The following is a 19,949-nucleotide window of genomic DNA, read 5'->3' as shown; positions in this document are numbered from 1 at the left end:
CGGCTGGCTGACCGCCCTTCAGTCGGCCGCCTGCTCCTGCGCGCCCTCGGCCGGGTAGACCTCCAGCACGCCGGCCGCGCCCATGCCGCCGCCGATGCACATGGTGACCAGACCCTTGCCGCCGCCGCGGCGGCCCAGCTCGTAGATCAGGCTGGTGGCCAGCTTGGCGCCGCTGCAGCCGAGCGGGTGGCCCAGCGCGATGGCCCCGCCGTTCACGTTGGTCTTGCTCTCGTCCAGACCCAGCGTGCGGATGACCGCCAGGCTCTGCGCGGCAAAGGCCTCATTCAGCTCGATCAGGTCGATGTCGTCGAGGGTCAGGCCGGTCTGGGCCAGCACCTTGGGAATCGCCTTGACCGGCCCGATGCCCATCAGCTCCGGCTCCACGCCCGCCACCGCAAAGCCCACGAAGCGGGCCAGCGGCCTCAGGCCCAGTTCCTGGGCCTTCTCGGCGCTCATCATCAGCAGGGCGGCGGCGCCGTCCGAGAAGGGGCTGCTGTTGGCCGCACTGACGCTGCCGCCCATCTTGAAGGCGGGGCGCACCTTGGCCATGTCGTCCAGGTTGGCGTCGCGGCGGATCAGCTCGTCGTGCTTGAACGGCACCACCGTGCTGGTGACCTTGGTGCCCTTGAGCTTGTCCACCCGCACCGGCACCGCCACCGTCTCGGCGTCGAAGCGGCCCGCGTCCTGGGCGGCGGCGGCGCGCTGGTGGCTGCGCAGCGCGAAGGCGTCCTGGTCCTCGCGGCTCACACCGTACTTGGCCGCCACGTTCTCGGCGGTCAGGCCCATGCCGATGTAGGCGCCGGGCCGGTCGTCCACCAGCTCCGGGTTGGGGCTGGGGTTGTGGCCGCTCATCGGGACCATGCTCATGCTCTCCACGCCGCCGGCCAGCATCACGTCGGCCTGCCCGGTCTGGATGGCGGCGGCGGCCATGGCGATGGTCTGCAGGCCGCTGCTGCAGAAGCGGTTGATGGTCACGCCGCCCACCGTGTCGGGCAGCCCGGCGCGCAGCGCGGCCATGCGAGCCACGTTCAGGCCCTGCTCGGCCTCGGGAATGGCGCAGCCCATGTACACGTCTTCAACGAGCGCGGCGTCCACGCCCGCCCGCTTCACGGCCTCGTCCAGCACCAGCGCGGCCAGATCGTCGGGGCGGGTGTTGGCGAGCGTGCCCTTCACACCCCGGCCCACCGGGGTCCGGACCGCAGAAACAATTACAGCGTCACGCATTCTGATTCTCCTTGTTGCTCGGGGCGGCCTGGGGTTCGCGTCCACTGCCGGAAACGTCCAGCATGCGGCGCACAAAGCGCTCCACGGCCTCTTCGTAGCGGGGGGGGTCCATGTTCCAGGTGCGCACGTGCTGCGCGCCCTCGAAGCGGTGATACTCCACGATGTCCGGGCGGGCCTGGGCGAAGGTTTCCACCTGGCTCACCGGCACCGTCTTGTCGATGGAGCCGTGCATCAGCAGGATGGGCGTGTCAAAACGGTCCATCACGCTCAGGTGATCCACGGCGTTGAAGTCCTGTTTGGCCTTGAATTCCGTCAGCCACTCCACCACCCGGGCCAGCACCACCGGCAGGCGGTAACGCACCGCGTGGTGCTTGATCAGGCTGCGCCACTCCAGCGCGGGCGAGTCCAGCATCACGCCGGTCACGCGCCGGGCCAGCCGGCTGTAGCGCAGGAACGCCAGCGAGATACTGCCGCCCATGCTGAAGCCGAACAGCAGGATGCGCCGCGCGCCGTGCTGCTCGGCGTACTGCACCGCACATTCCAGGTCCTGCCACTCCTCGGCGCTCAGGCGGTGCACCTTCTCCGGGGTGCGCGGCGCGCCCTCGGCGTTGCGGTAGGTGATGGTCAGGCTGGTGAGGCCCAGCCGCTGGAAGGTGGGCAGAATCCGCAGGGCGTCCTGCCGCAGTCCGCCGTAGCCGTGCGTCACGATCACCCAGTCGGTGCCGGACGCGGCGGCCAGGGTGTCACCGCTGGCCGGAATCAGCCACGCGGGCATCGGGCCGTGCTCGCCCGGCACCGTCACGTCCAGCTGGGCCATGCCCCGGTCGGCGGGCGTGCCCAGGCCGATGGTGCTGGCCCGCACCGTCAGGCCCACCGTCAGCGGCACGTCCGCGTGCCGCAGCGCCCGGGTCACGCTGACCCGCGTCTGTGACAGCACCGGACCCAGCTGACCGCGCTGAATGCCCGCCGGGCTGTCCCACTCCAGCGTGATGATGCCGGGGCGCAGGGTGGTGGGCGTGCGGGTGAGCGTGACGTGCTGGCTGCCGTCCGGCTGCTGCTCCAGCCGCTGGATGCGGGTGGGCCACACCGGTCGGCGCACCGGGCGCACGTGCACCAGCCCGTCGGCGAAATACCAGCCCACGGCCAGCAGGGCCGCCAGCCCCAGCCCGGTCCCGGTGAGGGCGAGCTGGAGAGCGGAAGGTCGGCGATTGCGTGCAGCGGGTTTGGTCATGGGTACCTCGGAAGGGGGGCGGGAAGGGCGGTCACGGACAACAGCTGTAATACGGCTGCAGGGCCGCGCGCGTTCCTTCCCGGCTTCAGTTCCGCAGCGGCTTGCCGGTCTTGAGCATGTGCCCGATGCGCTGCTGGGTGCCCTTCTTGCCGAGCAGCGTCAGGAAGGCCTCGCGCTCCAGGTCCAGCAGGTGCTGCTCACTGACCTTCGCGGTGCGGTTGTTGCCCACCCCGCCCGACAGCACCCGCGCCAGCTGCTCGCTGACCACCAGGTCGTAGTCGGTGATGTAGCCGCCCTGGTGCATGCCGTACAGGGCGCTCTTGATGGCCGCGATGGCCGCGTCACCCATCACCGGGATGTCCTGGCGGGGAGTCGGCTGCACGTAGTCGGGGGCCAGGGCCAGCACCTGCCGCTTGGCCTCCTCCAGAATGCGGCTGCGGTTCATGGCGATGGTGTCATGGTCACGCAGGAAGCCGAGCGAGCGGGCCTCGGCGGCGCTGGTGCTGACCTTGGCGGTCCCGATCAGCTCAAAGGCGCGCTGTACGGCCGGCAGCAGTGGCTGTCCCGCCTGCAGCTGGTCGGTGAAGCGCAGCAGCATTTCCTTGGTGCCGCCGCCGCCGGGAATCAGGCCCACGCCCACCTCCACCAGCCCCATGTACGTCTCGGCACTGGCCACCACGTGGTCGGCGTGCAGCGTAAACTCGGCGCCGCCGCCCAGCGTCAGCCCGAAGGGCGCGACCACGGTGGGGTGTGGGCTGAAGCGCAGGCTGGTGGTGGTCTTCTGGAACTCCTTGATGGCGGCGTCCAGCTCGTCCCACTCCTCGTCCTGCGCCTGCGAGAGCACCAGCGGCAGGTTGGCCCCGGCGCTGAAGTTCTCGCCCTGGTTGCCCACCACCAGACCGGCGTAGCCCATGCTCTGCACGGCCTTGTGGCCTTCCTGGATCATCCGCAGCTGGTCCTCGCCCAGCGCGTTCATCTTGGCGTGCCACTCCACCAGCAGCACCCCGTCGCCCAGGTCCAGCAGGCTGGCGCCCGGCTTCTTCTTGATAACGCGGGTGGCGTCTTTCTTGAGGTCGGTGAGGATGAAGTACGGCGCCTGGTAGGCGGTGGGCTGGCCGGCGGGCGTGACCGTCTCGGCACCCTGGTAGAACGCCTCACGGCCGCTGTCCTTCATGGCCTGCAGCAGGGGCGGCAGGGTGCGGCCCTCGGCCTCCAGGTTGGCGATGACCGTCTGCACGCCCAGCGTGTCCATCGTCTCGAAGGGCCCCTGCTCCCAGCCGAAGCCCCACTTCAGGGCGTTGTCGATGTCCTGCAGGCGGTCGCTGACCACACCGGCCATCTTGCTAGCGTACCAGAAGCCGTCGTTCATGACGCCGCGCAGGAAGTCGCCTTCCTTGCCCTGCGCGGTGTACAGCGCCTTCACCCGGGCGGCCAGCGGCTGGTTCTTGACCGCCTCCACGGCGTCCACCTTCACCTTGCCCCGGTCCTCGTACTCCAGGGTATCGAGGTTGAGGCTCAGGATCCTGGTCTTGCCGCCTTCGCCCTTGGTCTTCTTGTAGAAGCCGCTGCCGGTCTTGTCGCCCAGCCACTTTTTCTGCTCCACCAGCGTGCGGAACGTGTCGGTGAGGCTGAAGTCCTCGTCGGGCGGCGTCACGGCCCCGATGTCGTTGGCGACGTGGTAGATGATGTCCAGGCCCGACAGGTCGGCGGTGCGGAAGGTGGCGCTCTTGGGGCGGCCCAGCACCGGCCCGGTCAGCTGATCCACCTCATCGGGGGTCAGGCCGGCCTGCTGCATGTGGGTCATGGCGCGCACCATGCCGTACACGCCGATGCGGTTCGCCACGAAGCCCGGCACGTCGTTGGCCACCACGATGCCCTTGCCCAGCCGGTGATCCCCGAACTCGCTGAAGGCCTTCACCACCTCGGGGTCGGTGTGGGCGGTCGGAATCACCTCCAGCAGGTGCAGGTAGCGCGGCGGGTTGAAGAAGTGCGCGCCCACGAAGCGCCGCTGGAAGTCGTCGCTGCGGCCCTCCACCTGCAGGTGCATCGGGATGCCCGAGGAGTTGCTGCTGATGATGGCGGTCTTCTTGGCCACCTGCTCCACCCGCTGCCACAGGTCGCGCTTGGCGTCCAGCTTCTCGATGATCGCCTCGATGATCCAGTCGGCGTCCTTGAGCTTGCTCAGATCGTCTTCCAGGTTGCCCACGCTGATCAGGGACGCGAGCTTGGGGTCCATGAACGCGGCGGGGCGGGCCTTGAGGGCGCGCTGCACGCCATTCTTGGCGGCGGCGTTGCGGTCGGGGTTGCCGTCCAGCACGATGTCAAGCAACAGCACGGGCACGCCCGCGTTGGCAAGTTGCGCGGCGATGGCGGCACCCATCACGCCCGCGCCGATGACGGCAGCTTTCTGAATCTTCATTGGGCCTCCTGCGGCAGCATAATTGAACCGAGTTCAATTTTAGACGCCCCCGGCAGGTTTGTCCAATCGGCCTGCTATTCCAGCGCGTTCAGGCCGGTGATGTCGCGGCCCACGATCAGGGTGTGGATGTCGTGGGTGCCCTCGTAGGTGTCCACGGTTTCCAGGTTGAGCATGTGCCGGATCACCGGGTACTCGGTGGTGATGCCGTTGCCGCCGTGCAGCTCACGAGCCAGCCGTGCCCCTTGCAGCGCCACCCGTACGTTGTTGCGCTTGGCGAGGCTCACCTGCCCGAAGTTCATGTGGCCACCATCCTTGAGGCGGCCCAGCTGAACGGCCAGCAGCAGACCGGTGGTGTGGTCGGTGATCATACGGACCAGCTTGTCCTGCACCAGCTGCCGCGCCGCAATCGGCTTCCCGAAGGTGCTGCGCCCGGTGGTGTACTCCAGGGCCGCCGTGTACACCGCCTCCAGCGCCCCCATCGCGCCCCAGGCGATGCCGTAGCGGGCGCTGGTGAGGCAGCCGAGCGGGCTCTTCAGGCCGCCGGACCCGGGCAGCAGGTGGTCGGCCGGAATGCGGCAGTCCTCCAGCACGATCTCGCCGGTGAGTGAGGCGCGCAGGCTCATCTTGCGCTTGATGGCCGGGGTGCTGAAGCCGGGCGCGTCCCTCGGGACGAGAAAGCCGCGCACCACACCCTCCTCGTCCTTGGCCCACACCACGGCCACGTCGGCGGCGGGGCTGTTGGTGATCCACATCTTGTTGCCGTTCAGCACCCAGTCGCCACCGTCGCGCCGCGCGCGGGTGAGCATGGCGCCAGGGTCGGAGCCGCCGTCCGGCTCGGTCAGCCCGAAGCACCCGATCAGCTCGCCGCTGGCCAGTCCCGGCAGGTAGGTGCGCTTCTGCTCCTCGCTGCCGTACACGTTGATCGGGTGCATCACCAGCGACCCCTGCACGCTGGCGGCACTTCGCAGCCCGCTGTCACAGCGCTCCAACTCATACATCATGGCCCCGTAGGCGCTGTAGCTGGCCCCCGAGCCGCCGTACTCCTCGGCCACGGTCGGGCCCAGCAGGCCCTGGGTGCCCAGCTGACGCATCACCTCGCGCACCGGCAACTGCCCCTCATCCCACCAGTCCGCAATGTGCGGCATCAGTTCGCCGTCCACGAAGGCACGTACACTCTGCTGCACCAGCAGTTCGTCGGGGCCGAGCAGGCCCGCCGCCTGGAAATAATCGAGCATGATGGCCGCAGTCTAGCGGGGAAGCGGGTGAGGAGGCGGGCCGGAAGGATCGGAAAACGCCGGCGTCTGCGGCAGAGGGAGGCGCCGGTCGGTTCAGCTGAGCCGCAGGGTCCGCGACGCCATCAGGCCCTCTGTTCACGCCTCTGGTGCATGACGCGCGCCTTCAGCTCCGCTTCTATGCTCTCTGCGTTACCAGCCCTCGATCTGTCGGCCGGCCTCGAACGCGGCGATTCCGGCCGCGACCGCCAGGTTCAGGCTGCGGCCGCCGCCCGGCTGCGGCAGCTTCAGCTTCGGCAGGGCGTCGCGCAGCCACACCGGCAGCCCCCGCGACTCCGGCCCGAACAGCAGGTAGTCGCCACGCTGGAATCCGGCGCGGGTGTGCAGGTCGGTGGCGTGGGTGGAGAAGGCCCACACCCGGGCACCCGTCGGCAGGGTGGCGGCAAACGCGCTCCAGCTGGCGTGCTCCGTGAGCGTCACGCCCTCCAGGTAATCCATCACGGCGCGCCGGAACTCGCGGTCGTGCAGGCGGAACCCGAACGGCCGGATCAGGTGCAGGTCCGCGCCCAGCACCGCGCAGGTGCGGGCCACGTTGCCCACGTTGCCCGCCTTCTCCGGCTCGAACAGCACCACATGCAGCAGCGGAGTGGGTTCCGTCATTGGCCGCTCTGGTGCCCCAGCAGCACCGTGCAGCGCACCTGCACATGATCCGGCGCCAGCCCTTCGCTCGTCTTGAACGACACGCCCACCTCGCTGGAGGCCAGCCCCAGCAGCGAAGCCAGCGCCTGGGCGATCTGTCCCCGCCGCACCCCAAGCTTGGGCTGATCCAGCGTGACCACCACCGCCACGTTCAGGGGCCGGTAGCCCTGCTCGGCCACCAGCTCCAGGCAGCGCTGCAGGATGTGGCCGGACGCCAGCCCGGCCCACTGCGGGTCGGTGTCGGGAAAGTACTGGCCGATGTCGCCCAGCGCCAGCCCGCTCAGCAGCGCGTCCGACACGGCGTGCAGCACCGCGTCGCCGTCCGAGTGGGCCACGGAGCCGCGCGGCGCGTCTTCAATCTCGGTGGCGGCCAGGATCAGGGGCCGGCCCACCTCCAGGCGGTGGGCGTCCTCGCCGTAGCCGATCCGGAGAGGCAGCAGAGCAGCAGCAGTCATGCCGGAAGTCTAGAGCAGCCGCCCGCCTCAGGGCTGCTCCCCGGACGCGGTCCGTCCGGCGGTGAGCTGCTCGGCCTCGTCCACCTCGCGCGCCTCCACCCGGCCCTCCTCACTGCCGTCCTCGAACAGTTCGCGGCGGGCCCTCAGCTTGGCGGCCGGCTGCAGCAGGCGCTCGCCTCCGTCGCGGCTGACCCGCTGGAAGAACACCAGCGCTCCCACCGCCAGGGCCAGCGACGCTCCGAAAAACAACGTCGCCTGGGGGTCCTCCCAGGCGACGAAGTGCTCCAGAAACGTGACCGACAGAATGACGATCACCACGCTCACGACCTTCTGCTCCAGGTCCGCGAGGCTCTCCACCCCCAGCGAGGACGCGAGGTTGAGCGGCGCGATGAACAGGCTGTAGAGCCCCAGGCCGATGAGGTAGAACACCACCGCCTTGAGCATCACGCTCACGATCTCCAGGAACTGCACCGCGACCTTCTGCCCCACCACCTGCTCGGTGTCCTGAATGCCATCCACGATGTCGCGCCAGGAGGTGTAGATGGCCAGCACCGCCTGCAGGGTGCCCTGCAGGAAGAGCGAGAAGGCCACCAGCAGCACCGCCACCACGGCCACCACCACCACAAACCGGGTCCGGCCGATGAACTGCGTGAAGAAGGACGGGCTGGCCGGTGGGGGCTGAGGGGCGCGGCTCATGGCTGCATGGTGGCAGAGTGCCGCGCCCCTGCGGCAGCGGCTCAAGGCCGTCTAAATGCGGCGTTACTTGTAGGTGGCGGTCTTGGCTGAACTGCTCACCACGAAGCCGATGTACTGCCCGCCCAGGCCGTGCCCCGGCACGCCGCACACGATGTTGTAGGTGCCGGCCTTGCTGGCCTTGAAGGTCACCTTCTGGGCCGACGATCCGCCCGGCAGGCCGTCGGTGAGGTGGGTGGTGTAGGCCTTGGCGAACGCGGCGTCCTTGGCCGTGATGGTGGAGGGGGGCGTCTTGCCGGCCGTCACGATGGCGCTGTGCGGCATCATGCCGACGTTCTTGAACTGCATCTGTACCGTCCAGCCGGCCGGCACGGTGAACTGCGTTTTGGCATGGTCGCTGCCGTTGAAGTTCAGGCCACCGTTGTCATTGCCCTCGCCGGCATTCACGATGATGGTCACGGTCTTGTGGGCCGCGTCGTTCTTGACATAGCTGGTCGGCGTCTGCGCCGCAGCGCTGCTGATCAGGGCCAGGGTGGTCAGGGTAAACAGTATTCGCATGTCAGGTCTCCAGGGGTCCAGCCGCCCTCAGCGGTACCGGCTGAACTGAATCGGCAGGGTGAAGCTCTTGCCGGTCGGGTCGTTGAAGTTCAGGGTGGCGCTGCCGCGCAATTCGGCGGCGCTGGGGTGAAACAGATAGGTGACGGTGCCGACGAAGCGCTCCCCGATCTCCCCCGGCGTGTGCGGGTACTGCGAGAGGTCGGTGCCGCTCTTCTGCACCTGGCCCGGCAGCAGGGTCCGGCCCGGCAGCACCAGCCTGACGCCGGTGAAGCCGTTCAGGAACTCCTGATCGGCCGGTTTGCTGCCGTGGGCGAAGATCAGCACGCTGACCCAGCCGTCCGGCAGGCGGGCGCGCTCGCGGGCCTGCGCCGGGGTGAGCGTCTCGTCGCCGCTGGCCGCCAGGAAACTCTGGTAGCGCGTTCGGTCGAAGGGGGTGCCCACCACCACCGCGTCCACGTCCCCGTTGGCTGGTTCCAGCAGCAGCGAATCCTGGGTGTGGTAGAGGGTATAGGGGAGCAGCGGATAGCCACCCTCGGGGTCCTTGGCCAGCTTCACCCCGCCCTGATACGCCTCCTGCAGCTGCTGAGCGGTGAGGCCGGGCAGCACCGCCAGCACCGGCGCGCCGCCGAGCGCCAGCACCGTGGTCAGGAACCAGCGGCGCGTGTTCACTGCTTCAGCCCGAACACTTCGATGGTGGCGGCCCCAGTGGTCTTCCAGATGCCGCGCGACGCGTTGCCGCTGGCGACCGCGACGTACTGCTTGCCGTCCACCGCGTAGGTCGAGACGCCGCCGCCGACCGCGCCGCCGGTGTTGAAGGTATACAGGGTGTGGCCGTCCTTGGCGTCCAGCACCAGGAAATTGCCGTTCTGGTCGCCGGTCATCACCACGCCGCCCGCCGTGGGCGTCACGCCCGCGACCATCGGGGTGGCCATCTGACGCGCCCAGACCTGCTTGCCGCTGGTGGCGTCAAAGGAGCGCAGCCAGCCGCTGGCCTTGCTCAGCGGGTCCTGCGAGAAGCTGCCGCCGCTGTAGGCGCCGCCCTGAATGTAACGGGCCTCGCCCAGCTTGACGGTGCCGCACCACTCCACCGAGTTGACGTACAGCCGGTTGCTGTCGCTGTCCAGCGCCGGGCCGTTCCACTCCGCGCCCCCGATGGTGCCGGGGCAGGCGTGCCGGGGCGTGGTCGAGGACGGGATGTTCTCGTTCTCGTGTGTGGAGATCTCGCTGCGCTGCACCAGCTTGTGCGTCACGCGGTCGTAGACGTACAGCCAGCCGCCCTTGGTGGCCACCGACATGTACTTGCCGCCGTTCAGGTCGTAGACCACTGGAGCGGCCGCCGTGTCCCAGTCGTGGGTGTCGTGCGCCACCTGCTGCACGTACCAGCCGAGCTTGCCGGTGTTGGCGTCGAGCGCCACCACCGAGTCGGTGTAGAGGTTGTCGCCCGGGCGCATCGCGCCGTTGAAATCCGGGGCCGGGTTGCCCACCGAGGCGTAGATCAGGTGATTGGCCGGGTCCAGCGTCAGGGTGGTCCAGATGGAGCCGCCGCCGTACTGCGAGCCCTTCTGCCACGTTTCGGCGCCCGGCTGCTTGCCGGTCGGAATCAGGTCGAAGGTCCACAGCGGCTTGCCGGTCTTGGCGTCGAAGGCGCGCACGTGGCCGTTGGCGCCCCAGTCAGCGCCCGCCTCGCCCATGAACACCTTGCCGTCGTAGGCGATCGGGGCCGCCGACAGGAAGTAACCTTTGCTGCTGTCGGCCACCCAGGTATCCCAGATGGTCTTGCCGGTCTTGGCGTCCAGCCCCAGCAGGTGCCCGTCGCCGGTGCCGCGGAACACCATGCCGTCGTACAGCGCCACGCCACGGTTGTTCGGGAACGGCTCCGGTCCGCTGGCCGAGTACGTCACCGACCACTTGGTGCGGCAGGTGGCGGCGTTCAGCGCGAAGGTGCTGCTGGGCGTCGTCACATACATGGTGCCCTGGTAGATCACCGGCGAGGTCTGGAACGGCCCGGTTTCACCCAGCTGAATCAGACAGACCGGCTGCAGGTTGGCGGCGGTATCGGTGGTGATGTCCTTCAGGGCGGAGAAGCGCTGGCCACGGTAGTCGCGGTTGTACATCGGCCAGTCGCCGTCCGCCGGGGTCATCAGATCGTCGTTGCTGGGGCCGGTGCCGGTGGTGGCGGTGGTGGCCGCCTTGACCACGCGCGGCAGCGTCCCGACCGCCTGGGTCTTGCCGGCGCTGGACCCGGCCGCCCCGGTGCTTCCCGGGCTGCTCAGCTTGACCTTGATGGCCTGGGCATCCAGCGGTTTGCTGCCGGCCGCATACCCGTTTTTGGACAGCACGTACGCCGTGATGGACAGGTACTGCTGCTGCGACAGGCTGCCGGGTGCATTGAGCGGCATCTGCTTGGAGATGACGGTGTACAGGTCGCTGAGCGGTTTGCCGTTGGCCCACTTGGCCAGGAACTTGCTGCCGGCCAGCGCCGGGCCGGCCCCACCCTGCAGGTTGGCGCCGTGGCACCCGGCGCAGTTCTGGTTGTAATTGGACTGCCCCTGCTGCGACTGCCCGCTGGTGAACTGCGGCCCACTCCCACTGCTGGTGCCCGGTTTGCTGGTGGTGGGGGTGGCCACGCCCAGGCCCACCGTGATGACCAGCAACCCCAGACTCGACCCGGCCCAGACCATTCCTCTACGTTTCGAACTCTCCATGCTGCCCCTTTCCGTGTGCCTTGAAACGGGGTGCCGTTCGGCTGCCGGTAGCAGCGAACGACAGAGCGTATTTGGCCTATTCGTTATAGGCTCGTGACCCGACATCTGCCAGAGACGGAAGTGCTTCCTAAAGGAAGCCTGAATTAATTAATAGTGCCACCGTGTAATCAATATGTTCCCGGTAAAGACGTTTATCATTTCCCCTATACGCTAAGCGCTCAAAAGAAAAGAGAGGCCACTTGGCCTCTCTTTTCTTTTGACCTGCTTCGAATCCAGCTGTTATTTCCCCTGTTGGCTGAGGCGCAGGTAGTACGCGCTCGCCTTGTCGTTCGGGTCCAGCAACACGGCCTGAGTGTAGGCTTCGGTGGCCCCAGTGTAGTTCTGCTGCTCGTAGCGGCTGCGGCCCAGCCAGCTCCAGGCCTTGGCATAGCTGGGGTTGGCGGTGGTGGCCGCCAGGAAGCCGGCCTCGGCACCCACCTTGTCGCCCGCCGCGTACTTGCTGTAGGCGTCGCGGAACGCCTTGACCGCCGGCAGTCCCACCACCGCCCCCTCATCCGCCACGCTCTGGTTGTAGCGGTCGGCGGCACTGGCGCCCGGCAAGGCGGCTGCGGCATCGTAGGCGGCCTTGGCGCTCGCCGCGTTGTTCAGTTCCAGCGCCAGCCGACCCTGCTCACGCAGCGCCTCGATGAAGTTCGGGGCCGAGGCGGTGGCCGCCTCGAAGCCGCTCAGCGCCTCCTGCTTGCGGCCGGCGTCCAGCGCCTGATACGCGCGGCTGAACGCGGCGGTGGCGGCGGGACCGTACTTGCCGGCGTTCTGGGCCACACCCAGGAAGTACGGGGCCACCTTGTCCGACCCGTTCAGCGCCACCGCCTGCTGATACAGGTTCACTGCCTCCGGGAAGCGGCCGCTCTCCAGCGCCACCCGGCCGCCCCACAGCGCGCACTGGAACTGTTTGGGGTCCAGGGTCAGGCAGCGGGTGAAGTTGGCGGGCGCGCTCCCCAGGTCACCCCGGGCATACGCGGCGTACCCCAGGTTGTACTGGGCGATGGCGGCCTGACTGCGGGCCGCCGCATCATCCGGGGCCAGCTTCAGGTACGCGTCCCAGGCGAGTTCCGCCTGCTTCCAGAAGCCCACCTCGGTGTAGATGGTGGCGCGCAGCCGCAGCGCCGGCTGGCTCTGCGGGGCCGCCTGCACCGCCGCCTCGGCGGCCGCAGCGGCCTGCTTCCAGCGCGCGTCGTCGATGTTGCGGCTGGTCGTGGCGCGCGCCTGCTGCTCCAGCGTCTGGGCCTGTTGCAACAGCGCGGCGGGGTCGGCCGGCGTGGAGGGCGTGGACGGGGTGGTCTGGGCCTGGGCCGCGCCGAGAAGCAGCGCAGAGACGGTCAGCAGGGCGGCTCTATTCATGCCTCCACAGCACCACACCATGATGAGAGCGGCCGGGCGGCCGTGTGACTGCCGGATTTAGACTGCGGACGAAGTGAAGCCCTGGCCCTCACTTGAGGGTGATCGGTACACTCACCAGCGTGGGGTTCGGGCTGGCGGCCTCGGTGGAATAGCGCAGCTCGTATTCGCCCGGCTCGGCCGGCAGCTGCAGCTGTCCCGGGTTGCCGTCGCGGGTGTAGAAGTAGGTGGTGTAGGTGCCCACAGCGGCCCCCTTCTTCACGATGGTGACGTACTCGCCGGGGGTGTTCGGGCCGGTCCAGCGCACCTGGATGGTGCTGCCCGCCTTGGCCTCCCTGGGCGCGTCCAGGCTGTAGCGGCCGGCCGTCAGGGTGATCGGCACGCTCGCCAGCGTGGGATTCGGGCTGGCGGCTTCGGTGGAGTAACGCACCTCATACTCTCCGGGCGTGAAGGGCAGTTGCAGGGTGCCGGGATTGCCATCACGCGTGTAGAAGTAGGTGGTGTAGGTGCCGACCGGCGCGCCCCTGGGCACCACGGTTACATACTCGCCGGGGTTGTTGGGGCCGCGCCAGCTCACCTGAATCCGGTTGCCGGCCACGGCGGTGGCGGGCGCCTGCACGCTGTAAGTGGCCGCGCCCACCTGCAGCGGCCGGCTGACCACCACCCGGTTGTTGGCGCTGACGTAGCGCAGCTCGTAGTCGCCCGGCTGCACCGGCAGCTGCACCGTGCCGGGATTGCCGTCCCGGGTATAGAAGTACCCCAGGTAGGCCCCCGGATCGGCCCCGACCGGCACCACCGTCACGAAATCTTCCGGGTTGTTCGGGCCGGTCCAGCCGACCTTCAGGGCCGAGCCGGCCAGCGCCGACGCGGGCGCGTCCAGGGTGGCGGCCACCCGGCGCGGGGTGAAGGCGGCGCTGCGCCCGATCACCCGGCTGCTCCCGTCCGGGTTCGCCTGGTGGTAGCGGGCCTCCAGCGCGTTCTCCTCGTCCGGCACCCGCAACGTCAGGGTGCCGGAGGCGGCGCGGGCCGGGCTCCAGTCCAGGTACACGCTGTCCGGGTCGGTCTTGCGGGCCAGTTCCACCCAGTCGTCCTTGCCGCCCGGCGCCCCGCTGTACGTCACCTGCACGCTGCTGCCGGCCACCGGCGCACTGGGCGTCACCTGCAACGTCACCGGCTGGGCGCTGCCGACCTCAAAGGCGTAGCGGTTGGGCTGTCCGGCGCTGACCGTCAGGCCGCTGAAGGTCTGGGTCCCGCTGCTGGTGCGGACGGTGGCGGTGTAGGCCCCCGGCAGCAGGGTGCCCTGGTACACCCCGTTCTGGTTCTGAAGTGCCTCGGCGCTGCCGCTCCCGAGGCTGCTCTGGAACGACACGGTGGGGCCGCTGGCGAGCGGCTGGCCGCCGCTGGTCAGGGTCACGCTCACCGGCAGCCGGGTCTGGCTGGGCGGGGCCACCTGCTGCACCGCCTGCCCGAGGGCCGCCGCGAGTTCACCGGCGCTGCGGGCGTTCACGAAATGCCCCACCCCGGCAAATGACGCCTGGGCCCGCGCCGACAGATCAATGCCGACAATCTGCAGGTCCACCTCGATGCCCCTTGCCCGGAAGGCGTCCAGGGCGCTCTTCAGGTCGCCGCCACACGACTCCTGCCCGTCGGTGACCAGCACGATGACCTTGCGGCCTGCCGTGGCGGGAAAGTCCTGAGCGGCCTGCTGCAGGCTGTACACGATCGGGGTGGCCCCACGCGGCCGGGTGCGGTTCACGGTGCTGAGCAGGTCCTGACGCGCCACCCCCTTCATGGGCAACACCAGCGCGCTGTCCTGACAGGCTTTGGCGTCGGTGGCATTGGTGGTGGCGCCGTACACCCGCAGCCCCACATTCAGGTTCGGGTCGTCCGGCAGCCGGCCGATCAGGTCTGTGAGCACCCGCTGCGCCACGGCAATCCGGGTTTCGCCGCTCTCCAGCCGGGTGTACATGCTGCCGGACACATCCAGAATCAGCTGCAGCGACGTGGGACCGCTGCCCTGGGCCACGGCAGGCGTGGCCAGCAGCGACATCAGCAGACAGGCGGACACGAACCGAAGCGGGCGGAACGGCACTGGCTTCATGAGGTCTCCTTCCAGCATGCCGGCATGAGCGCTGGGTGTGGCCTGCCTGGATGTTCTGATGGTACCTGTTCATGCCCCGATTGACCACAACCGGAGAGGCGCCGCTGCTCCACCCATGTTGGGTGAGCAGCGGCGCCTCGCTTTTTTCGTTACTGGAGGGTGCGCTTGAGCAGCGTCACGTTGACCGTGACTTCCTTCTTGTTGCGCCAGACCTTCAGCGCCGCCACCTGACCGGGGCGCTTGGCCGCCACCGCCCGGATCACGTCGTAGCGGCTGGTCACGCGCCGGCCGTCCACCGCCACGATCACGTCGCCCAGCGGGCTGAGCAGCTGCCCCTTGCTGTTGCGCAGCGAGCCGCGCAGGCCCGCCCGCGCCCCAGCGCTGGCGGCCGGCACCTCGTCCACCAGCGCGCCCTCGTTGCTGGTCAGGCCGGCCAGCTGACGCAGCGCCGGGTCCAGGTCGTCGAGGTTCACCAGCGTCACGCCCAGGGTGCCGCGCTGCGGCACGCCCACCTTCTCCAGGTCCGAGAGCGACTGCTTGGTCAGGTCGCCCGGCACCGCCGCGCCGATCACGCCCGGCAGCAGGCTGTTGGCGCTGGCGTTGGCGTCCGCGATGCCCACCACCGCGCCGCGGCTGTCCAGCACCGGCCCGCCGCTGCTTCCCCCCTGAATGGTGGCGGTGGTGAGCAGGTAGCTGCCCACCTCGTCCCCCAGGCCGTCCGAGCGGTCCAGGTCGCGGGTGGTGGCGCTGAAGATGCCGGTGCTGATGAAGTTGTTGTACTTCAGCGGCGTGCCGATGGCGATCAGCTTCTGCCCCGGAATCAGCCGGTCGCTCTCACCGAAGGCCAGCGTCTTGGGTGCACTGACCCCCGACACCCGCAGAATGGCGATGTCGATGCCGGGGTCCACCCCCTCGATCTTGGCCGTCACGCGCTTGCCGTCGTAGAGCGTGACGGTCAGGCTCTCCTGATATTGCACCACGTGGTAGGCCGTCACGATCAGGTTCGGCTTGTAGAAGAAGCCGGTGCCGGTATCGTTCGGGTCCTCACCCGGCTGCAGCTGGTCGCGGCGAATGCGCACGTCCACCCGCACCACGGCCGGCAGGGCCTGACGCGTCACCTCCACCGTGTTGATCTCGTCGGTGGTGACCAGGGCGCGCTGGGCGGTGGTCCGGCCGGTCAGGTAGGCTGCGCCCAGGCCCAGCGTCAGCAGCAGCCCCAGCACCGGCAGGCGTCGCCCAGCGGTCCCGGTCACTCTCCGCCCTTGCCGGACGATCCACCGCTGTCGGAACTGCCACCCTCGCTCTTGCGCGAGTCGGTCACATAGAAGCCGCTGCCCCGGAACGCGATGCCGGGCCGGGACAGAATCCGTTTGATCGGTTGTCCGGTCTCGGGGTGGTGGGTGAAGGGATCGTCGCGCATTCCCTGCTTGAATTCGTAGAGTTCGCCGGTTTCGAGGTTCTTGTATTGATATGTCGGCATGCCTAACGCTCCAGATACAGAATTTATCAGACGGGCTGTGCCGGATGTGAGCCCCGTCTCAACCGTTCGCGGCCGGGGCGCTTCATGAATTTGCAGCGGCCCGCTACAGTCAGGCATGACTTCTGCTCCTGATGCCGCCGTGCTGGAGGAAACGCACGGCCCGGTCCGGCTGCTGCGCCTCCACCGCCCCGACCAGCGCAACGCCCTGTCCGCCGACCTGATCCGGGCGCTGCGGCAGCGGCTGGACGCGGCGGCGCAGGACCCCTCGGTGCGGGCGGTGGTGCTGGCCGGAGACCGCAAGGCTTTCAGCGCGGGCGCGGACCTCGCGGCCCTGCAGCAGCTGCAGCACGCCAGCAGCGAGGCCAACCGCCAGGACAGTCAGCTGCTGGCCGACCTGTTCCAGCAGCTCTACACCGGGCCACTGCCGGTGATTGCGGCGGTGGAGGGCGCGGCGGTGGCCGGCGGCGCCGGGCTGGCCTGCGCCTGTGACCTGACGGTGGCCGGTGAGAGCGCCCGCTTCGGGTACACCGAGGTGCGGCTGGGCTTCGTGGCCGCCATCGTGATGGTGTTTCTGCTGCGGGCGGTGGGCGAGAAGCACGCCCGCGAACTGCTGCTGACCGGGCGGCTGGTGAGGGCCCAGGAAGCGTGGCGGATGGGCCTGATCAATGAGGTGGTGCCGGACGGCGAGGCCGAGCGGCGGGCGCTGGACCTGGCGCGCGAGATTGCGGGCGGCAGCCGCACCGCGCTGGCCACCACCCGCGAGATGCTGAGCGTGCTGCCGGGTATGGGGCTGCAGGAGGCGCTGCGCTACGCGGCCGGCGTGAACGCCTGGACCCGCACCACCCACGACCTTCAGGAGGGCGTGGCGGCCTTTCTGGAGCATCGTCCGCCCCGCTGGACTGTGGACGACTGACCGCCCCCCTGCTCAGGGGAGTATCGTACTCACCCCCCGGCGGCCCGCGCCTGTTACACTGCTGCCAGACCGGCCTGCCGGTTCAGGGAAGCGCAAGGCCCGGTTCCGCCGCTGGCGGCCGGGAGACGAGGTGGAGGTCATCGAAAGCATCTGCGGATGCCTCCAGGGTCGGCTGGACCCTCCCGGAGCGGTTATGCGCCGCTCAAGCAATGCCGAAAAGGCGGGGCAACCCGCGGACAAGGCAGCGCACAGACACCAAATCACGAGGAGCGCGGCCCGGCGGGTCGCTGGCCAACATGGCCGGCCCGGCCCCAGGCCCTGCTCCCAGGAGTCTGTTATGTGTGGAATCGTCGGATATATCGGGATGCGGGATGCTCAGGACGTGTTGCTGTCGGGGCTGGCCAAGCTGGAGTACCGGGGCTATGACAGCGCCGGCGTCGCGGTGCGCGGCGTGGAGCAGATCGAGGTGCGCAAGAAGGCCGGCAAACTGGCCAACCTGCAGGGCGAACTGAGCGGCGCGCCGCTGCCCGGCACCCTGGGCATCGGGCACACCCGCTGGGCCACCCACGGCCTGCCCAACGACACCAACGCCCACCCGCACGCCACCGAGGACGGCCGGCTCGTCATCATCCACAACGGCATCATCGAGAACTACCTGTCGCTCAAGGCGGGGCTCCGGGAGCGCGGGCACGTGTTCCGTTCCGAGACCGACAGCGAGGTGCTGGCCCACCTGATCGAGGAGAAGTACGACCTCACCGGCGGCGACCTGTACGAGTCGGTGCGGCTGGCGCTGGGCGAGGTGCGCGGCGCCTACGGCATCGTGGTGACGCACGTGGACCACCGCGAGATCGTGGCGGCCCGGACCGTCAGCCCGCTGGTGATGGGCGTGGGCGAGGGCGAGATGTTCCTGGCCAGCGACGTGCCGGCCCTGCTGCCGTACACCCGCCGGATGGTGTTCCTGCACGACGGCGACATGGTGGTGCTGCACGACGACGGCTTCCGGGTGACGGACCTGCAGGGCAACACCCTGACGCGCAGCATCGACACCATCGAGTGGGACGCCGAGGCGGCCGAGAAGGGCGGCTACGACAGCTACATGCTCAAGGAGATCTACGAGCAGCCGCAGGCGCTGACCAACACCCTGATCGGCCGACTCCACGACGAGACCGGCGAGGTCAACCTCGACATCAACCTGGACCCAGCCAGCTTCAAGCGCATCAGCATCATCGCCTGCGGCACCGCCTATTACGCCGGGCTGGTGGGCGAGTACCTGATCGAGCAACTGGCGCGCATCCCGGTGGAGGTGGACGTGGCCAGCGAGTACCGCTATCGCGACCCGATCGTCTCGCCCGAGACGCTGGCCATCGTGATCAGCCAGAGCGGCGAGACCATCGACACGCTCGAGGCGCTGCGCGAGGCCAAGAAGGGCGGCGCGCGGACCCTGGGCGTCATCAACGCCAAGGGCAGCAGCATGACCCGCGAGCTGGACGACACGCTGTACATCCACGCCGGTCCGGAGATCGGGGTGGCGAGCACCAAGGCGTACACCAGCATGGTGGGCGCGATGCTGATGCTGGCCCTGTGGCTGGCCCGGGCCCGCGGCACGCTGAGCGAGGAGGCGGGCAAGGAACTGCTGCACGCCACCCGCGAGCTGCCGCGTCTGGTCGAGGAGGCGCTGAGTGAGGAACGCGTGTCGCGCATCCGCGAGGTGGCCGAGCGCTACGCTCACGCCCGCGACTACCTGTTCCTGGGCCGGGGCGTGAACGCCCCTACCGCCTTCGAGGGTGCGCTGAAGCTGAAGGAGATCAGCTACATCCACGCTGAGGGCTACGCCGCCGGCGAGATGAAGCACGGCCCGATCGCCCTGATCGACGCCAACCTGCCGGTGGTGGTGGTGGGCACCGAGAGCCGCCTGCTGGAGAAGACCATCAGCAACGTGCAGGAGGTGCGGGCGCGGGCTGGCCGGGTGATCCTGCTGCTCAGCGACGGCGACACCGAGAACGCCCAGCACGCCGACGACGTGCTGTACGTCCCCAGGAGCCACGAGATGGTCAGCCCCATCGTGAACGTGGTGACGCTGCAACTGCTGAGCTACTTCACCGCCACCCACCTGGGCAAGGACGTGGACAAGCCGCGCAACCTCGCCAAGTCCGTCACGGTGGAGTAAGGCGAACAGGAACAGGCCTGCTGTAGAGCGGTACAGATGCGTCCCCTGGCTACTCCAGGGGACGCCATTCTGGTGTTCGGTCCGGGTCTCGGCACCACACTGAGCGGGAGCCTGCCACTGCTTGGCAGGCTCCCGCTTGCCCCTGGCTTCAGGCGCTCTGGGCGGCCTGCTCCAGCACGGCCAGGTCCAGTTTGTTCATCTGCAGCATGGCATTCATCGCCCGCTGCGCCCTGGCGCGGTCCGGATCGCCCAGCAGCCGGCCCAGGCCAGCCGGAACCACCTGCCACGACATGCCGAACCGGTCCTTGAGCCAGCCGCAGCGGCCCTTCTCTCCCCCATCGGACAGCCGCTCCCACAGGTCGTCCACCTCCTGCTGGGTGTCGCAGCTGATGAACAGCGAGAACCCGGAGGTGAACTTGAAGTGCGCGTCCCCGTTCAGGATCATGTACTGCTGTCCGCCTAGCTCGAAGGTGCCGGAGAACAACACGCTGCCGTCCGGCGACTTCTGAGCGTTGACCATCCTGGCGTCCGGAAACACGGACATGTAGAACTGCAGCGCTTCTTCCGCGTTGCCACCGAAGGTCAGAAAGGGACTGATGCTGGTCATCTGGGCTCCTGTCGTGAGAAGGGGCGGATCATTGGAGCGCGCGGCCTTGACGGTGAACCGGGCGGAG

17 protein-coding genes are annotated in these 19,949 nt (G+C 68.9%); 2 read left to right on the top strand and 15 right to left on the bottom strand.

What is annotated here, in order from left to right; genetic code table 11:
• Positions 1–18: 18 nt before the first annotated feature.
• From ABOD76_RS13880 to ABOD76_RS13815, 14 genes are all read right to left on the bottom strand, one after another.
• A complete protein-coding gene (locus ABOD76_RS13880) occupies positions 19–1,224 on the bottom strand; it encodes a thiolase family protein (protein ID WP_350242554.1) in 1,206 nt (401 codons plus the stop codon).
• Positions 1,217–2,455, bottom strand: coding sequence for an alpha/beta hydrolase (locus ABOD76_RS13875; protein WP_350242553.1), 1,239 nt, complete (start codon positions 2,453–2,455; stop codon positions 1,217–1,219). Before ABOD76_RS13875 ends, ABOD76_RS13880 begins: the two co-directional genes overlap by 8 nt.
• 85 nt (positions 2,456–2,540) lie before the next feature.
• Complete coding sequence (locus ABOD76_RS13870) at positions 2,541–4,874, bottom strand: 3-hydroxyacyl-CoA dehydrogenase/enoyl-CoA hydratase family protein (RefSeq protein WP_350242552.1); 2,334 nt, start codon at positions 4,872–4,874, stop codon at positions 2,541–2,543.
• Positions 4,875–4,948: 74 nt separating this feature from the next.
• Complete coding sequence (locus ABOD76_RS13865) at positions 4,949–6,109, bottom strand: acyl-CoA dehydrogenase family protein (protein ID WP_350242551.1); 1,161 nt, start codon at positions 6,107–6,109, stop codon at positions 4,949–4,951.
• Between the two features lie 189 nt (positions 6,110–6,298).
• A complete protein-coding gene (locus ABOD76_RS13860) occupies positions 6,299–6,766 on the bottom strand; it encodes a tRNA (cytidine(34)-2'-O)-methyltransferase (protein WP_350242550.1) in 468 nt (155 codons plus the stop codon).
• Entirely contained in the window at positions 6,763–7,260 is a 498-nt protein-coding gene (gene ispF / locus ABOD76_RS13855) for a 2-C-methyl-D-erythritol 2,4-cyclodiphosphate synthase (RefSeq protein WP_350242549.1), read from the bottom strand. Before ispF ends, ABOD76_RS13860 begins: the two co-directional genes overlap by 4 nt.
• Positions 7,261–7,287: 27 nt before the next feature.
• Complete coding sequence (locus tag ABOD76_RS13850; RefSeq protein ID WP_350242548.1) at positions 7,288–7,956, bottom strand: YqhA family protein; 669 nt, start codon at positions 7,954–7,956, stop codon at positions 7,288–7,290.
• A 63-nt stretch (positions 7,957–8,019) separates the two neighbouring features.
• On the bottom strand, positions 8,020–8,511 hold the full coding sequence (locus tag ABOD76_RS13845; protein WP_350242547.1) for a sulfocyanin-like copper-binding protein: 492 nt from the start codon (positions 8,509–8,511) through the stop codon (positions 8,020–8,022).
• A 27-nt stretch (positions 8,512–8,538) separates the two neighbouring features.
• Complete coding sequence (locus tag ABOD76_RS13840) at positions 8,539–9,180, bottom strand: hypothetical protein (RefSeq protein WP_350242546.1); 642 nt, start codon at positions 9,178–9,180, stop codon at positions 8,539–8,541.
• The gene (locus ABOD76_RS13835; protein ID WP_350242545.1) at positions 9,177–11,216 is read right to left on the bottom strand and encodes a PQQ-binding-like beta-propeller repeat protein; all 2,040 of its coding nucleotides are present in this window, start codon (positions 11,214–11,216) and stop codon (positions 9,177–9,179) included. The genes ABOD76_RS13840 and ABOD76_RS13835 overlap by 4 nt, the downstream gene beginning before the upstream one ends.
• Positions 11,217–11,495: 279 nt before the next feature.
• Entirely contained in the window at positions 11,496–12,617 is a 1,122-nt protein-coding gene (locus tag ABOD76_RS13830; protein ID WP_350242544.1) for a tetratricopeptide repeat protein, read from the bottom strand.
• Between the two features lie 88 nt (positions 12,618–12,705).
• Positions 12,706–14,715 (bottom strand): VWA domain-containing protein, encoded by a 2,010-nt coding sequence (locus ABOD76_RS13825; RefSeq protein ID WP_350242543.1) that lies wholly within the window; start codon positions 14,713–14,715, stop codon positions 12,706–12,708.
• A 149-nt stretch (positions 14,716–14,864) separates the two neighbouring features.
• Positions 14,865–15,944: a S1C family serine protease gene (locus ABOD76_RS13820; protein ID WP_380129706.1), complete on the bottom strand. Its 1,080-nt coding sequence runs from the start codon at positions 15,942–15,944 to the stop codon at positions 14,865–14,867.
• Between the two features lie 20 nt (positions 15,945–15,964).
• Positions 15,965–16,195 (bottom strand): FmdB family zinc ribbon protein, encoded by a 231-nt coding sequence (locus ABOD76_RS13815; protein WP_350242541.1) that lies wholly within the window; start codon positions 16,193–16,195, stop codon positions 15,965–15,967.
• A gap of 115 nt (positions 16,196–16,310) precedes the next feature.
• On the opposite strand from ABOD76_RS13815, the gene ABOD76_RS13810 reads away from it, so the two are divergent.
• Both ABOD76_RS13810 and glmS read left to right on the top strand, forming a co-directional pair.
• Positions 16,311–17,108: an enoyl-CoA hydratase/isomerase family protein gene (locus tag ABOD76_RS13810; protein WP_350242540.1), complete on the top strand. Its 798-nt coding sequence runs from the start codon at positions 16,311–16,313 to the stop codon at positions 17,106–17,108.
• A gap of 337 nt (positions 17,109–17,445) precedes the next feature.
• Positions 17,446–19,275 (top strand): glutamine--fructose-6-phosphate transaminase (isomerizing), encoded by a 1,830-nt coding sequence (glmS, locus tag ABOD76_RS13805; RefSeq protein ID WP_350242539.1) that lies wholly within the window; start codon positions 17,446–17,448, stop codon positions 19,273–19,275.
• Between the two features lie 148 nt (positions 19,276–19,423).
• On the opposite strand, the gene ABOD76_RS13800 is transcribed toward glmS, so the two are convergent.
• Positions 19,424–19,882, bottom strand: coding sequence for a VOC family protein (locus ABOD76_RS13800; RefSeq protein ID WP_350242538.1), 459 nt, complete (start codon positions 19,880–19,882; stop codon positions 19,424–19,426).
• Positions 19,883–19,949: the final 67 nt, after the last annotated feature.

It is taken from the genome of Deinococcus sonorensis KR-87, from assembly GCF_040256395.1.
GTDB classification, from domain to species: Bacteria; Deinococcota; Deinococci; order Deinococcales; family Deinococcaceae; genus Deinococcus; species Deinococcus sonorensis.
Note: the sequence above shows the minus strand (reverse complement) of the source record. Positions and strands in the feature narration are given on the sequence as shown.

Bases quoted from the DNA above. Each gene is read 5' to 3' on its own strand.
- ABOD76_RS13880 (WP_350242554.1), bottom strand. From the start codon at position 1,224: ATGCGTGACGCTGTAATTGTTTCTGCGGTCCGGACCCCGGTGGGCCGG.
- ABOD76_RS13875 (WP_350242553.1), bottom strand. From the start codon at position 2,455: ATGACCAAACCCGCTGCACGCAATCGCCGACCTTCCGCTCTCCAGCTC.
- ABOD76_RS13870 (WP_350242552.1), bottom strand. From the start codon at position 4,874: ATGAAGATTCAGAAAGCTGCCGTCATCGGCGCGGGCGTGATGGGTGCC.
- ABOD76_RS13865 (WP_350242551.1), bottom strand. From the start codon at position 6,109: ATGCTCGATTATTTCCAGGCGGCGGGCCTGCTCGGCCCCGACGAACTG.
- ABOD76_RS13860 (WP_350242550.1), bottom strand. From the start codon at position 6,766: ATGACGGAACCCACTCCGCTGCTGCATGTGGTGCTGTTCGAGCCGGAG.
- ispF (WP_350242549.1), bottom strand. From the start codon at position 7,260: ATGACTGCTGCTGCTCTGCTGCCTCTCCGGATCGGCTACGGCGAGGAC.
- ABOD76_RS13850 (WP_350242548.1), bottom strand. From the start codon at position 7,956: ATGAGCCGCGCCCCTCAGCCCCCACCGGCCAGCCCGTCCTTCTTCACG.
- ABOD76_RS13845 (WP_350242547.1), bottom strand. From the start codon at position 8,511: ATGCGAATACTGTTTACCCTGACCACCCTGGCCCTGATCAGCAGCGCT.
- ABOD76_RS13835 (WP_350242545.1), bottom strand. From the start codon at position 11,216: ATGGAGAGTTCGAAACGTAGAGGAATGGTCTGGGCCGGGTCGAGTCTG.
- ABOD76_RS13830 (WP_350242544.1), bottom strand. From the start codon at position 12,617: ATGAATAGAGCCGCCCTGCTGACCGTCTCTGCGCTGCTTCTCGGCGCG.
- ABOD76_RS13825 (WP_350242543.1), bottom strand. From the start codon at position 14,715: ATGAAGCCAGTGCCGTTCCGCCCGCTTCGGTTCGTGTCCGCCTGTCTG.
- ABOD76_RS13815 (WP_350242541.1), bottom strand. From the start codon at position 16,195: ATGCCGACATATCAATACAAGAACCTCGAAACCGGCGAACTCTACGAA.
- ABOD76_RS13810 (WP_350242540.1), top strand. From the start codon at position 16,311: ATGACTTCTGCTCCTGATGCCGCCGTGCTGGAGGAAACGCACGGCCCG.
- glmS (WP_350242539.1), top strand. From the start codon at position 17,446: ATGTGTGGAATCGTCGGATATATCGGGATGCGGGATGCTCAGGACGTG.
- ABOD76_RS13800 (WP_350242538.1), bottom strand. From the start codon at position 19,882: ATGACCAGCATCAGTCCCTTTCTGACCTTCGGTGGCAACGCGGAAGAA.